Annotated in this window: 14 protein-coding genes and 1 pseudogene; 13 read left to right on the forward strand and 2 right to left on the reverse strand. The window is 61.4% G+C overall.

Features of this window, described 5'->3' with window-relative positions:
• Positions 1-13: 13 nt before the first annotated feature.
• Positions 14-481, reverse strand: coding sequence for a hypothetical protein (locus CS1BSM3_RS18355; RefSeq protein ID WP_072389328.1), 468 nt, complete (start codon positions 479-481; stop codon positions 14-16).
• Between the two features lie 123 nt (positions 482-604).
• On the opposite strand from CS1BSM3_RS18355, the gene CS1BSM3_RS18360 reads away from it, so the two are divergent.
• From CS1BSM3_RS18360 to CS1BSM3_RS28665, 7 genes and pseudogenes are all read left to right on the forward strand, one after another.
• The gene (locus CS1BSM3_RS18360) at positions 605-859 is read left to right on the forward strand and encodes a helix-turn-helix domain-containing protein (RefSeq protein WP_072389330.1); all 255 of its coding nucleotides are present in this window, start codon (positions 605-607) and stop codon (positions 857-859) included.
• 726 nt (positions 860-1,585) lie between these two features.
• Complete coding sequence (locus tag CS1BSM3_RS18365) at positions 1,586-1,906, forward strand: DUF736 domain-containing protein (RefSeq protein ID WP_072389332.1); 321 nt, start codon at positions 1,586-1,588, stop codon at positions 1,904-1,906.
• Positions 1,907-2,136: 230 nt separating this feature from the next.
• Positions 2,137-2,340, forward strand: coding sequence for a helix-turn-helix domain-containing protein (locus tag CS1BSM3_RS28820; RefSeq protein WP_072389333.1), 204 nt, complete (start codon positions 2,137-2,139; stop codon positions 2,338-2,340).
• Entirely contained in the window at positions 2,337-2,843 is a 507-nt protein-coding gene (locus CS1BSM3_RS18375; protein ID WP_174263721.1) for a S26 family signal peptidase, read from the forward strand. Before CS1BSM3_RS28820 ends, CS1BSM3_RS18375 begins: the two co-directional genes overlap by 4 nt.
• 250 nt (positions 2,844-3,093) lie before the next feature.
• Complete coding sequence (locus tag CS1BSM3_RS18380; RefSeq protein ID WP_072389337.1) at positions 3,094-4,815, forward strand: DUF3363 domain-containing protein; 1,722 nt, start codon at positions 3,094-3,096, stop codon at positions 4,813-4,815.
• Positions 4,816-4,933: 118 nt separating this feature from the next.
• Complete coding sequence (locus CS1BSM3_RS28885; RefSeq protein WP_072389339.1) at positions 4,934-5,251, forward strand: DUF6881 domain-containing protein; 318 nt, start codon at positions 4,934-4,936, stop codon at positions 5,249-5,251.
• A gap of 112 nt (positions 5,252-5,363) precedes the next feature.
• Positions 5,364-5,462 (forward strand): annotated as a pseudogene (locus CS1BSM3_RS28665) (transposase); the annotation flags it as partial.
• Between the two features lie 57 nt (positions 5,463-5,519).
• Here CS1BSM3_RS28665 and CS1BSM3_RS18395 read toward each other — a convergent pair.
• Positions 5,520-6,155, reverse strand: coding sequence for a TonB family protein (locus CS1BSM3_RS18395; RefSeq protein ID WP_174263722.1), 636 nt, complete (start codon positions 6,153-6,155; stop codon positions 5,520-5,522).
• A gap of 543 nt (positions 6,156-6,698) precedes the next feature.
• Between CS1BSM3_RS18395 and CS1BSM3_RS28080 the strand changes: the two genes are divergently transcribed.
• From CS1BSM3_RS28080 to CS1BSM3_RS18425, 6 genes are all read left to right on the forward strand, one after another.
• Positions 6,699-7,463, forward strand: coding sequence for an STN domain-containing protein (locus CS1BSM3_RS28080; RefSeq protein ID WP_143149268.1), 765 nt, complete (start codon positions 6,699-6,701; stop codon positions 7,461-7,463).
• Between the two features lie 13 nt (positions 7,464-7,476).
• Positions 7,477-8,163 carry an energy transducer TonB gene (locus CS1BSM3_RS27780; RefSeq protein ID WP_174263723.1) on the forward strand — a complete coding sequence of 229 codons (687 nt, stop codon included), beginning with the start codon at positions 7,477-7,479 and terminating at the stop codon, positions 8,161-8,163.
• 216 nt (positions 8,164-8,379) lie between these two features.
• On the forward strand, positions 8,380-8,988 hold the full coding sequence (locus CS1BSM3_RS18410) for an RNA polymerase sigma factor (protein WP_174263724.1): 609 nt from the start codon (positions 8,380-8,382) through the stop codon (positions 8,986-8,988).
• Positions 8,989-9,051: 63 nt separating this feature from the next.
• Entirely contained in the window at positions 9,052-10,023 is a 972-nt protein-coding gene (locus CS1BSM3_RS18415; protein WP_072389345.1) for a FecR family protein, read from the forward strand.
• Between the two features lie 231 nt (positions 10,024-10,254).
• On the forward strand, positions 10,255-10,911 hold the full coding sequence (locus tag CS1BSM3_RS18420; RefSeq protein WP_072389347.1) for an outer membrane protein: 657 nt from the start codon (positions 10,255-10,257) through the stop codon (positions 10,909-10,911).
• Positions 10,912-11,257: 346 nt separating this feature from the next.
• The gene (locus CS1BSM3_RS18425) at positions 11,258-12,868 is read left to right on the forward strand and encodes a ShlB/FhaC/HecB family hemolysin secretion/activation protein (protein WP_244540557.1); all 1,611 of its coding nucleotides are present in this window, start codon (positions 11,258-11,260) and stop codon (positions 12,866-12,868) included.
• The last annotated feature ends 41 nt before the right edge of the window (positions 12,869-12,909 follow it).

Below are 12,909 nucleotides of genomic sequence, written 5' to 3' on the forward strand. Positions count from 1 at the left end.
AGGGCTCTTGCAGCTAGCTGGCCTCGGTTGGCGGCTGCTTATCATTCTTCAGGTTTGCAATCGCCGCACCGACCATTGCCAACGCGCCATTCAATTGCGACTGCAGCGACGCCAGCGCCTCGAGCGGCGCTTCCTCCAGCACAAGATTGTCTGCGGCGACCGCGCGGCTGACGAGATCGCACACGCTGGCCTGTGGCAAGTGCCCGCTCCGCTTACCCGCCGCGACCACATCGTCCGCGAGGCCCATTGCCTCGACATAGATGAGACCTTCCGGGTCCAACATGAGCTTGAGGCGTGCGCGGGCCAGCAAGATCGGTTCCACGCTTGCTGCACTATGTGCGAACCGAACGCCGGTCTCGTCACCCTGAGCACTGCGCAAACCCGAAGCGTAGTCGGCACCATCGCTGGCGACACTTGCCTCCGGCTCCGTCGACTCGAAGTAAGGATTGAGCTCGCTTCCTGCCTGCATCGCGCCAGCCATGACCCGTGCTCACTTTCTGCCGTCAAATTCCGGACGGCTCTCCTCCAGTAATATCCCAAAATGGGATAATCCGAAAATAGGATTATCGGACGTGCCGGTTGCCACAATGCCGGTTTCGTCCGAATGCCATCTACACTGCGCTCGTCGCGCCACCGCGCTCTCATGCGTCGCCTGATCGAACTGCGCAAGAGCCGCGGCCTCACCCAGACCGAAGTGGCGCGCCGCCTGTCGAAGCCGCAATCCTTCGTCGCCAAAATCGAAACCGGCGAGCGTCGCCTGGACGTCATCGAGTTCATCGACATTGCGCACGCACTCGATATCGAGCCCGTCGACCTCATCGCGGAGCTTGCTGCTCGTCCTTTGGCCCGCAAGCGATAATACCACGGCCAGCCCCTCCAGACGTCTATTTGACGCCAAAGCTTTTGGGGAGGAGAACTAGCTGGTCTGGGTGTCAAGATAAAGCGCTGGTGGCGTCAAAACACTCAATCCGAACCAATCCCAGATGCCCCGGGGGATTCGGGCCACGTCGTCTTCAACCCGCGCTGAGAATCTTCTCCTTGTGCTGAAAGAGCATCGGGGCGGCCCGACGCCACTGCGCCGGTCGCGTGCTATCGCGCGATGGAGGTCGCGCGACCGAGCCCGCACGCCGGTCTCGGCCCATTCGGGTGACGCCCGCTGCCGCGAAGGCGGTTGCTGACATTCACGGCCATGATGCTGGCGCACCAACACGGCTATCACGATCGGGCTCCTCAGCGTCTCATGGCAGGTCGGTGTCCCTTGCGTCGCGACGCCGGAGATCTGCGGCACGAACAGCAGCGAGCCCGTCGCTCCGTCCGCATGTATCCCCGTTATTGCCGCGCCCGCCGCCAGAGCCAGTCCTCTCGCCGCACAGGAGGGCCATTTTCCCCGCCGAACTGTGTGCAACGATGTGTCAGGCGTCGCCTTAGCGGCAACCCGCGCGTGCCGCGCGGGTCCTCCACTCCGTTCCGGCCCGTTTCCGCGCAGCGAAGCTTCGCTCCAACGGGTGCCTCAGGCTCCAGCCCGCCACGATCTGCACGCGCCGGCGGTGGAAAAGGCCTCCGCCGGAAAACGTGAGGATCGACAATGGCTACCATCGGTTACGTCATGAAGCGCGAGGACGGACGCTACGAAGGCGAACTCAAGACACTTTCCGTTCGAGCACCCATCGCGATCCTACCTGTCGGCGACAAGCTCTCCGACAACCAACCGGACTTCCGCGTGATGTCGCAAGGCATCGAGATCGGCGCCGGTTGGCAACGGATCGGCCAGACATCAGGCAAGGAGTACATCTCGCTCTCGATCTCGGCTCCCGAGTTCGGCAAGACGCTCTACGCCAACCTTGGCCGGGCCGCAGGGCAGTCCGATCCCAACGCCTACGCGCTGATCTGGACGCCTCAAGACTAGGCGGTTTCGCCGCCGCCGCTGCGCCTCTCGGCGCAGCGGCTCTTCTGCGTCCCGGAGAGACGACGTGTTCGCTCTCAAAAAGCAGAGCTCTCGACGCGCAGCACGCAAAGTCCCACCCACCCACCCGCGCACTTCAATTTCCGATTCCACGGATTGAAAACTTTGCAGCTGTCTCCCGCCACATCACACTCGGTGACAGATGCGGAGCTAAGCGGGGCAGAGGACGATACATGGCTCAGCGAAAGCGCAGACGATCTCCCTTTCTGACCACTGAAGAAGCCGCCGACTTCCTGCGATTGGCACCACAGACGCTTACGAATATGCGATCCAACAACGAGGGACCTGAGTACGCCAAGCACGGCAGCCGCGTAGCTTACACCATCAAGGACCTCATCGCATATTCGAGGTCTCGACGCTTGCCGCGCAAGAAGTGAAGCGCTCGACCTGGGCGATCGTTGCTGCGGGCGTCGGGGGAATTGCCGCCCTGCTCGGCCAGGCCCCTTTCGAACGTGGTGTCGTTATCAATCTCTCTCCAAGCGTCCCGGTAGGTCTCTATCTGCCACTTCCGAGAGCACCGACTATCGGTGACTTTGTCCTGCTCTCGCCGCCGACATCCAGCCGCGATCTGCTCTATCGCCGTGGCTATCTGAGAGCCGGCCGCCCCCTGATCAAGATACTGGCGGCCGGTCCCGGCATGAGGGTCTGCCGCCTCGGTAGGCGCGTGTGGATCAACGGTGACACCAAGCTGTGGGCACGGCGCACCGACGTTGCGAGACGTCTTATGCCGACCTGGTCCGGGTGTCGTCTGTTGAAGCGTGACGAAGTCTTCGTCGTCGGCGTCCATCCCTTGAGTTTCGATAGCCGCTATTTCGGCGCTGTCGATCACCACCTGATCTTCTCAACCGTGCTTCCCATTCTCCTTTTCAGGGACCGCTAGCGGTTCCTTCCGAAGGGTTTTGCCCGTGCGATGGAACATCAAGATAAACAGTGACGCCACAGGCTCAGAAAACCTAGCAAAGACGGCTTGTTATGCGCCTCACTTCCTCGCACGCGGACGTCGGACGATGAAAAGAGCGCACAATTTCAACTCGCTTTTTGACGCCATATTGCAGTTTGACGTGCCCGCGCCACATGTCGCTCATCCACGCTTAGGACCCACAATCTCTCAGGCAACGAGGAGTGCGCAAATGGCCGAAGACGAATTCAAACCCAGGCTGGGTCGCCCGCGCGACACGCAATCAGCAAGCTTCCGCTATACGAGCGGCGTACTCGCCCGTGCGAGGAAAGAGGGACATCGCCGTGGGCAGCAATCAGGCAACACACTGCGGCTCAGTCCGCAGCGAGGGCTCGCCGCTGGCGCTATGGTGGCGGGAGGTCTGTACGCGCCCGGGACGCGTCGCGCCATCGTCAAGGCGCGCTATACGAAGCTCGATGGAGCCGCAGCGCATATGCGTTATATCCAGCGCGACGGCATCACCGCGGACGGTCACCCTGGACGACTCTATGACGCCACAGGTGATGATGCAGATGACAAGGCCTTCCTGCTGCGCTCGGAAGGCGACCCACACCAGTTTCGCTTCATCATCTCCGCAGAGGATAGTGCACGGCTGCCGGAGCTGAAGCCGATGATCCGCGATCTCATGCAGCAGATGGAGACCGATCTCGGCGTAAAACTCGATTGGGTTGCTGTCGATCACTTCAACACCGGGCATCCGCACACGCATGTGGTGCTTCGCGGGCGCGACCAATCCGGACGTGATCTCATCCTTGCCCGGCAGTACATCAGCCATGGCGTGCGTGCGCGGGTGCAAGAACTCATGACCTTGGAGCTTGGACCGGAGACTGATCTAGAACGCTTCCGCAAGCTGGTGAACGAAGTTGGCCAGGAACGCCTGACGCGCCTCGATCGATCTTTGCTCGCGAAATCGAAAGACAATGTGCTCGCCGTCACGGCCAGGCATGAACGAGATCCAAGCCGCCACGCGATGCGCATGGGCCGGCTGAAAAACCTCGAACGACTTGGGCTGGCCGAGGAACGGCAACGCGGCATCTGGGTGCTCGACCCGCAACTGGAGCCGAAACTGCGGCAACTCGGCGATCGCGCCGACAAGTACAAGATGATGCATCAGGCGCTCAAGGCTGCCGGGATCGAGCGTCAACCTGGACAGCTCGCGGTGTTTGAGAAAGGCGAACGCAATACGGCCGTGGTTGGGCGCGTAGTTGGTGTCGGGCTCGTCGACGAGATCACGGACCGGCAGTACGTTGTCGTCGACGGCGTCGACGGCCGCATACATTATGCGGAGCTCGGACGTCGCTCTGCGGAGGCGGCACCCCAAGCAGGTATGATCGTTCGTCTGAGCACGGACCGTATAGAGGGGCGTCCGCAGTATGCATCGCGCATCGAGGTTTTGTCACCGGCTGATCTGCTCGGGCAGACGACTTATATCGGCCCGACGTGGCTGGATGAGGTCATCGCAAGCAAGGAGCGCCTGGTAACGCGAAGCAGCGGCTTTGGGGCCGAAGTGGAGCGCCTAATGGTTGCGCGCGCCCAATGGTTGGTTGATCAGCAGTTGGCAGAACGATCTCAGGAGGGTGAGGTGCGGCTCAGGCCAAGCGCGCTCGCAAAGCTTCGCGGAGAGGAGTTCCAGCGCCTCGCCGCTGGGCTCGTGCGACAGTATGGTGTGCCGGTGGCCCCAGTTGTCCAAGGCGTCGCCTTCGGAGGTATCTACGAACGCGCGATTGTCACCCCGACCGCCAAGCTCGCAGTCATCCGCAGCGAGACGGCGGTGACGCTGGCACCTTGGCGCCCGTCGCTCGAACCAATGCGCGGTCAACGCGTGCACGGGATCGTCCACCAAATGCGTGTGGCGTGGAGGCAGGATTTAGGGCGAGGAATGCCGGAACGCTGAAACGAGAGCAGAGTACTGCCCCGTCAGCGCGTTCACCTGGCCTAAGCTTGTCTAGGGCCGTAAACTCATAAACGCAGGTAGAATTGGCAAACGTCATTGGACGCGTCATGCTCTCAGTATGAGCGAACATACTTACATTCGAGTGCAATGGCTTCATGGTTTGCAAGATGAGCCAGTTGAGCTTTGGAGCGAGCTGGACAAGGAGCGCTTTGAGACGCGGAAGCTAGAGGTTTTCCGCAATGGTGCAGTGGGATACGCGAGCGCGAGCGAAGCCGTTGAAGGCACAATGTTGGGCACAGTCCCCGTTCCTTCACTGGCTGAGATTGCTGCTGACAGCCAATTCCGGCCGGAGGAGATTCCCCAGTCCGAGTTCGAGAATCGCTGGCTCACCCGGCGGTGCCGCTCATGCGAGCTCGCCTTCCCAGCCATCGTCTGATTGATCGTCGGCATTGGCTGATATGACGTAACCGCCGTCGAGTGGTTTGCGATCGATTTGCATTACCGACCCAAGTGCGCAGTATCCCACGGATGAATGGCCGACTTATGCAAACGGCGTCTTCTGGGCTCTGCGGTCGGGTGCGCCATGGCTCGATCTGCCAGGGCGTTATGGCCCACACACCACCTGGTACAATCGATTTTTCCGATGGCGCATCGAAGTCACCTCCGCAAGATCTGACAGCTCCACAGCCCCCCCAGCGGGAACCTCAATCCGGTCGGACCCCAACCAATGAGATCGTCACGTCGATGTCGCCGGAGAAACGGACGGCTATGTCAGGTGGCGGGCAATAGGGGTGCGAGCGCTCGATGGCGGCAAGAACCGCATCGTCCAGTCTGTGATCTCCGCTGCTGACAACGATGCTGCGTGAAATGAGAGTTCCAGTCGGTGCCACTTTGAGTCTCACCCGCACTTGTCCACGCATCCAGGACGGATTCTCGGTTTTCATGTACGCAACAACCTGTTCTGAGAGGTAGCGATGGTAAGTGTCCTCGGCTGTCTTCGCTTCATCAGATAGAGCGCGATGGCCGCTCCTCAAGCGATCCTCTGCCTCCCAGCTCTGACTTGTCTTCGGATAGGACAGGTCACGCATCGGGTTGGACGACAGCCGCAATTCACGTTGAATAGAAAGCTCGGTTCGCCTGTCTAATGCACGACCGGCGCAGGCAATGTCATATGCGTCCATCGTATCGAGGATCTCGCTGGCAATGCTCAACGAGCTCTCGTCAATGCCGCTCATGCGCAGGGCACGACGGAACCGGCGTTCGGCATCGCTTCTCTCTGCGCGGTGCTTGTCAGCCGCACGCTTGAGAGCGACGATGGTCCGAATCTGCTCGAGGCTCACTTTGCGCTTCGCGTTTCGTTCGACGAAAATCTTAATCTTAGCGGCTTGTCGCATGCACCATGTGATCTGCGCGCGCGACAACCGTGGAGCACCGATCAAGGCCTCGCCAAGAGGCACACCCTCCATACTCGTCTGCGGGCACGTTGCGGTCGTTTGTGATCGGGCGCCAGTAACCGGCCCGACTAACGCCAAGGCCGTGTAAAGTACGATGAGAGGCAGGTGCCGCTGCCGCACCTCGCCACGAGACACGCAACCGGGATCGCCCACTCGAGCACAATCGCCCGGCTGCACTGGCACCCACCATTGGTCTCTTGACCACATACTCTCAATGAACAGACGTCTCGAGACGCATCGTTGCGCAATACGCTTCAGAAAAAATCGTCAAAAGCGGGCGTCGCATATTGAGAAATGGCCGACACACCGCCAACGGAAGATCCGAGCGAGGCTGGCGGGTGCGGCGCGGCATTTCAGCAGCCGACATCATAGTGTTGCATTCAGGCGCTTCTTATGTCGCGGGGTGGATAAGTCATCTGCGTTGAGCCCATGTCTGCACTCTTGCTTCACGGTCACGATCAAGTCCGGAAGCTGCCCGCGACGCGCTCGCCCCGGCGCATCCGGCTCCCACACATCTTTGTTCTGACCATCCTCATTCTGGGTCTCCTCGCCACAGGCCGTGCCGTGACACAGGAAGGGAGAGCCGCTCCCAAACGCGACGCCATCGCATTCCAGATCCCGCGCCAGCCACTGCCTATGGCGCTGCAGGCCTACAGCAGAGCCAGTGGCGTCGATGTGTTCTACGAGAGTCATGTGGCTGCCGGTCTGGAATCGACGCCGGTTGAAGGCGCTCTGTCACCGGAGGCCGCCCTGCGGGCTCTCCTGGCTGGAACCGATTTGACGGTGACCTATACCCGCAACGACGCCATCACGTTGTCACTGCCAGTAAGCGACATCCTCCCGCCGACCAGTCCGCTGGGGGACACCGACCTCGAACTTGACACGCTGCGCGTCACCCCTGGAGAGCGGGTGGATGGGACCGAGCTCCGCGAGTTCCGTGAGATTGCTCAGGCTGACATAGAGGCGGCCCTGCGCAAGAACACGCGCACACGGGCAGGCAACTATCGCGCTCAGGTGCGCCTCTGGGTGGACCCGTCACGGACCGTGCGCAAAGCTGAGCTGTCACAGTCGACGGGGGATGCCGAGCGCGACGCGCGCATCACCACCCTTCTGCAGGGTTTGCAGTTGCGCCGCACGCCGCCCAGAAATGCGCCGCAACCAGTCCGCGTCGTCATTGTCGTCCGGTCGCTCTAGAACGGACGGGCCGATGGCAGAAGAAGAGCCCAACGATCTGGATCGTCCGGTTGCTGCCGGACCAACAGGTGAGCTCCTGCGCCTGGCAATCGTCTCGGCTATCGCTGTAGTTCTCTTGGCCGGTGGCGTCTATTGGCTGCACCGCATTCCCTCTCGCCCGATGAGCAAGGACGCCGGGGCCACAGTACAAGTGCGGCTCATGCCGGCTGAAATCCCAACCCCATTTCCCGCAGCGACGCCTGCAGAAGTGCCAGGCCTGAAGACAGGACGCGAACGCTCGGACGATGCCACACGAGATGTCGAGCCCCAGCATGTCGCGCCGGTTCCATCGGAGCTTCCTGATCAGCCACGACCACCGACGGTGCCACAGGTTTCTCCTCGCGCTAAAGCCGCCCACCGCCCCTCTTCTGAGGAGGCACTCAGGTTTCAGCAGACGCTCCGGCGACACATCGCGAGGTTTCAGCGCTATCCTGCCGAAGCCCGGCAGGCTCGCATGGAAGGGACGGTGCACGTTGTTTTCCGCCTTCGCCGCGACGGGACCGTCGCTGACGTCTGGTTGAAGTCACCCTCCGGCCGAGCTCTTCTCGATCGCGAGGCACTCGAGACCATTCGACGTGCGGAGCCGATGCCGGTGATCCCCACCGAGCTGCCCGATCAGCTCAACATTCTGTTGCCGATCGCCTTCGACGTGCCTAAGTGACCGACCAGTTCCAACGGTCAGAACCGAAGCATCAGCTTCGTTAGCGTTGCTCTCCTCTGGACATCTCTGCGGTCGGTGCCGGGTGCACAACAACGGCAGTGTTGCTTTCGCCACAGCCCGGCATCGATCTCATGCGAGATGAGCAGACGACAGAGGGAATGGGCGCTTAACCGAAGCTTGTGTCACAGTTGTGTAAAGCACGAGCGTTACGAGCAAATGCCGGTGGGCAACGCCCTGCCAGAACGTGTGTTTGCGTGTGGGGGCGCAGCGAACGTGTCTGAAGCTGATCGAGCAGCGCTGCGGGAGCTTCTCGTTGCCAACTACACCTCGCTGAGCCAGCGACTGGCGCGGCGGCTAGGCTCCGCCGAAAGTGCCAGCGAGGCCTTGCAGGACGCCTATCTGCGTCTGCACAAAGGCCCGGAACTTGGGCCAATCCGCAGCCCGAAGGAATACTTGTTCCGGATCGCCCTCAACATTGCGACGGACCGTCGACGCGCCGAAGCGCGCAAGCTGACGAGCGGCGAGGTCGACGCACTCCTCAATGTGGCCGACGACGCACCCGATCCGGAACGTACGGCCGAAGCCAAATCTGAGCTGCGGGCGCTCGAGCAGGCACTTGCCGAGCTACCTGAGCGCCGCCGGGCCATATTTGTTGCTGCATTGGTGGAGAATGTGCCACGTCGCGATCTTGCGCGGCGCTATAATATTAGTGTCCGCACGGTCGACTTCGAGGTGCAGCGGGCGTTGGAGCATGGTCTGCGCCGATTGCAGGAAAGTCGCGATGCCGGATTCGGGTCCGCCCCTCCCGAATCGTCTACGGAATAAAGATGTGCCATCGGTACGAGACGGTCGGACCGAAATGGTGCGGCGAGGGAGACGCATTGGCTCGTGACGGAACCTGCTAACCAGCCGCCGGATCAGGATCCTCTTACCCGCGAGGCGATCGCCTGGGTCACGCGTTTGACGTCCGGCGAGGCCACGACAGTCGACGCGGAAGAGCTGAAGCTGTGGCGCGCCCAGAGCCCGGAGCATGAGGCCGCCTTCAAGCGTGCTGCCAAACTTTGGCGCGACTTCGGTCAGGTCGCTGCGCAGCACGTTGCGGCCCGGCGGCGCTTTGCGGTTTCCCCCATCTTGGCGCGCCGCGCCTTCATCGGTGGTGCTGCCACCGCAGCGGCAGCATCCGTCGCCTATGCCGTTGTCAACCCTCCCCTTGGATTGTGGCCCTCCCTGAGCGAGCTCACAGCCGATCACCGCACCGGCAAAGGTGAGCAAGGGCGCATTGCCCTCAATCCGGAAATAGCTATCGAGCTCAGCACGCTGACCAGCGTCACTGTGCGGTCGACGGCAGAGCAGCCGCGCATCGAGCTGATCTCTGGCGAGGCCGCAATCACCTCCAACATCAAGGCGGCACACCCCCTCGTGGTTGTTGCGGCCAGCGGTCGCATCACGGCCCACCAGGCGAGCTTCAACGCCCGCTGCATAGACGGACTAGTCTCCGTCACATGTCTTTCCGGAACGGTAGACGTGCAGCAAGATGCAAAGCGTGTTCTTCTACGTCCTGGCCAGCAGGTTGCCTACTCGTCCACAGGACTTGAGCCCGTGAAAGACGTCGATGCTGTGGAGACGACCTCCTGGCGGTCGGGGCTGTTGATCTTTCGGGACAAACCGCTCGCTAGCGTGATCGAGGAAATCAACCGCTATCGCCAGGGGCGTATCGTCGTGACGAACGCCGACTTGGGACGGCGCGTCGTGAACGCTACTTTTCGGCGCGACCAGCTCGACACTGTGATCACGCAGGTGCAGCAGCTGTTCGGCGCCAAGGTCACCTATCTGCCCGCGGGCGTCACCTTGCTCAGCTGAGCGGAATGCTGCCACGGGCCGACAAGGCGCGTGGACTCTCAGCAACCACCACCAAATTTCTGAACGCTCAGATTCGCAATCACCGACTGCGAGACGTCAACGAATCAGAGCTGGGAGACTCTGTTGTGGAGCTCGCTGGCTCGTGAGTTCGTGCAAGTGGCGTAGGCGTGGGGGTTCGTATCGATGCGTCGTAGCGTATTGGCAATTGCCTGTTGTGTTCTGAGTTCGACGGTGACGTATGCAGGTGGCGGAGAGGATGTCCGCCCCTTCAGCTGGACCGGTTTCTATGGCGGTCTGCATGGTGGCTATTCAACGAATTCCATCGACTGGGCCAATCCGGGGACGCCTGATCAGGATCTCGATGGCGGCATCTGGGGTGTCCAGGTCGGCTATCAATATCAGCTCACCAACCGCAGCGGTCTCGTGCTGGGCATTGAGACAGATGCCTCGTTCGGCAAGATGAGGACCATGGTGCGTGACGGCAATTACATCACCGAGTCGGGAGAGGTCGATGCGCTCGGCACTCTCCGCCTGCGTGTTGGCCTCGCTGCGGGCAGCTTCATGCCCTATGTGACGGCCGGTCTCCTGTGGGCACGCCTTGAGCAGGGTCAGATTTGCCCGGCGCCTGCAGCGGCGCCATTTGGATTCTGCAACACGCATGGCCCCTATGATGTCGGCAAGACTCAGATCAATACCGGATGGGTGATCGGTGGCGGTTTCGAGCACGCCATCTCTGAGCGCTGGTCGATCAAGGCCGAAGGCCTCTACGGCGACCTTGGTTCAACGAAGTACAAGCTCGGTCCCGACGGCAACGGAGATCTCCTGCCATCGGGAGAGTTGAGCCATGATATGACATTGCTTCGCTTCGGCATTAACGCACGTTTTTAAACAATGTCCCCCCTCAAGAGGGTCGATGGGTCCCCCAGACCACCTCAGGGCCGGCGAAAGCCGGCCCTTTTTTGTGTGGCTTCCCGGCACCACCCACGGTCTGCGGCTTGAGAAAGTTGCGCGCTCAGATTCGCGCCGGCCACCACCCCGACGTCTTGGGAAGTAGAGGCAGGCCGCGTCAAGCGTTGGACGATGCTGCTGTGTTTGTGCGGGGTGGGGGTGCGGGTTGCGTGACGCGAGTGACATAGGACTAAGACTGCGGGGAGCCGGACTTGGCGTAGCTGTTGCAGCGGTCCTTGTAGGGGGCGTGACGCCGGCTACGGCGCAGGACGGCTGGGGAACCCGTGTGCTGCGCACAGCGCAGGCCGAGGGCGCAACGCAACCCGCCGACGATCAAGCTCCGCAGCAGCCGGCAGCTCCGCAATCCGTCCAGAAATTTTCAATCGATGAGTTTCGCGTCGACGGCGCGACCAGCTTGGCGCAGGCCGATGTCGAGGCGGCGATCTACCCTTTCCTTGGTCCAGATCGTTCGGCAGAGCACGTCGACAAAGCCCGGGCCGCTCTTGAGAAGGCGTACCACGACAAGGGCTTCCAGACCGTCAGCGTCTCGGTGCCAGCGCAGAACGTCGAAGGTGGAACCGTCATACTCACGGTGACCGAGGCGCGCGTCGCAAATCTCAGGGTGAAGAACTCACGTTATTTCGATCAGGAGAGAATTCGGGAAGCCGCACCTTCGTTGAAGGAGGGGACGCTGCCGAACTTCACGACGGTGACGCAAGATCTCGTTGCGCTCAACCAGTGGCCGGACCGGCGCATCACGCCAGCGCTTCGTGCTGGGATGACGCCGGGCACTATCGATGTCGATCTCAACGTTGAAGACAAGCTGCCGCTGCACGCCAGCGTCGAGCTTGCCAACCGCCAATCCCCAAACACCACACCGCTGCGACTGACCTCCACCGTCCGATACGACAATCTCTGGCAGCGTGGGCATTCGCTCAGCCTCAGCTATCAGGTAGCACCACAACGCCCCGACGATGCAGAGGTGATCTCAGGATCCTATCTGACGCGTGTCAGCGATTGGACCAGCGTCCTTGTCTACGGCGTGGACTCAAAGAGCGATGTCGCGACCGTCGGTGGCATGAACGTCATCGGTCCCGGCCAGGTGCTGGGCGTGCGCGCACTCCTGACGCTGCCATACAAGGATAACTACTTCCACAGCTTGTCGTTCGGCATCGACTACAAGCACTTTGGGCAAATCATGGAGATGGACAATCTGTCGTTCTCCTCGCCCATCACCTACTACCCTCTGGCAGTCACGTACACGGCAGGTTGGCAAGGCGAAGGCGTCATAACCCAAGCCAATGTGGGCGCGACCTTCAACCTGCGCGGTCCCGGCAGCGGCTTCGAGGAGTTCTGGACCAAGCGCGCGTACGCCGACAGCAACTTCTTTCATTTCAATGCCGATGTGCAGCACACGCGCGAGCTCCCGGCAGGCTACCAGTTGTTCGCGAAAGTCCAGGGACAAATCGCTGATGGAGCATTGATATCGAGCGAGCAGTTCAGCGTCGGCGGCCTTGAGACGGTGCGCGGCTATCTCGAGTCGGAAGCCATCGGCGACACAGGTGTGTCGGGGACGATCGAAGTTCGCACGCCCGATATCGGACCGCTCATGCAGACGGCGCTTCTGACGGCAAGCGGCGAACAGGACGGCAAGCCGGCAAATCTCTTGAGTGACTGGCGCCTGTTCGGCTTCGTCGATGCCGGAACGGTGATGATCCACAAGCCCCTCGTCGAACAGGGGTCGAGCTTCACGCTCTGGAGCTACGGCGTCGGAACGCGCTTCAAGCTCCTCGACTACTTCAGCGGCAGCCTCACGTTCGCGATGCCCATGACAGACCAGAGCACCACCTCTGCTCGCGAACCGCGCGTCCTGTTCAGCGTGTCGGGCAGCTTTTGAGACATAAGGGGACGGACGGATGGGTGGGTTGGGAAAACACG

The sequence above is a fragment of the Hyphomicrobium sp. CS1BSMeth3 genome (genome assembly GCF_900117415.1).
In the GTDB taxonomy this organism is placed as follows: Bacteria; Pseudomonadota; Alphaproteobacteria; order Rhizobiales; family Hyphomicrobiaceae.

Coding starts and splice junctions, on each gene's coding strand:
- CS1BSM3_RS18355 (WP_072389328.1), bottom strand. CDS start 481: ATGGCTGGCGCGATGCAGGCAGGAAGCGAGCTCAATCCTTACTTCGAG.
- CS1BSM3_RS18360 (WP_072389330.1), top strand. CDS start 605: ATGCCATCTACACTGCGCTCGTCGCGCCACCGCGCTCTCATGCGTCGC.
- CS1BSM3_RS18365 (WP_072389332.1), top strand. CDS start 1,586: ATGGCTACCATCGGTTACGTCATGAAGCGCGAGGACGGACGCTACGAA.
- CS1BSM3_RS28820 (WP_072389333.1), top strand. CDS start 2,137: ATGGCTCAGCGAAAGCGCAGACGATCTCCCTTTCTGACCACTGAAGAA.
- CS1BSM3_RS18380 (WP_072389337.1), top strand. CDS start 3,094: ATGGCCGAAGACGAATTCAAACCCAGGCTGGGTCGCCCGCGCGACACG.
- CS1BSM3_RS28885 (WP_072389339.1), top strand. CDS start 4,934: ATGAGCGAACATACTTACATTCGAGTGCAATGGCTTCATGGTTTGCAA.
- CS1BSM3_RS28080 (WP_143149268.1), top strand. CDS start 6,699: ATGTCTGCACTCTTGCTTCACGGTCACGATCAAGTCCGGAAGCTGCCC.
- CS1BSM3_RS27780 (WP_174263723.1), top strand. CDS start 7,477: ATGGCAGAAGAAGAGCCCAACGATCTGGATCGTCCGGTTGCTGCCGGA.
- CS1BSM3_RS18410 (WP_174263724.1), top strand. CDS start 8,380: ATGCCGGTGGGCAACGCCCTGCCAGAACGTGTGTTTGCGTGTGGGGGC.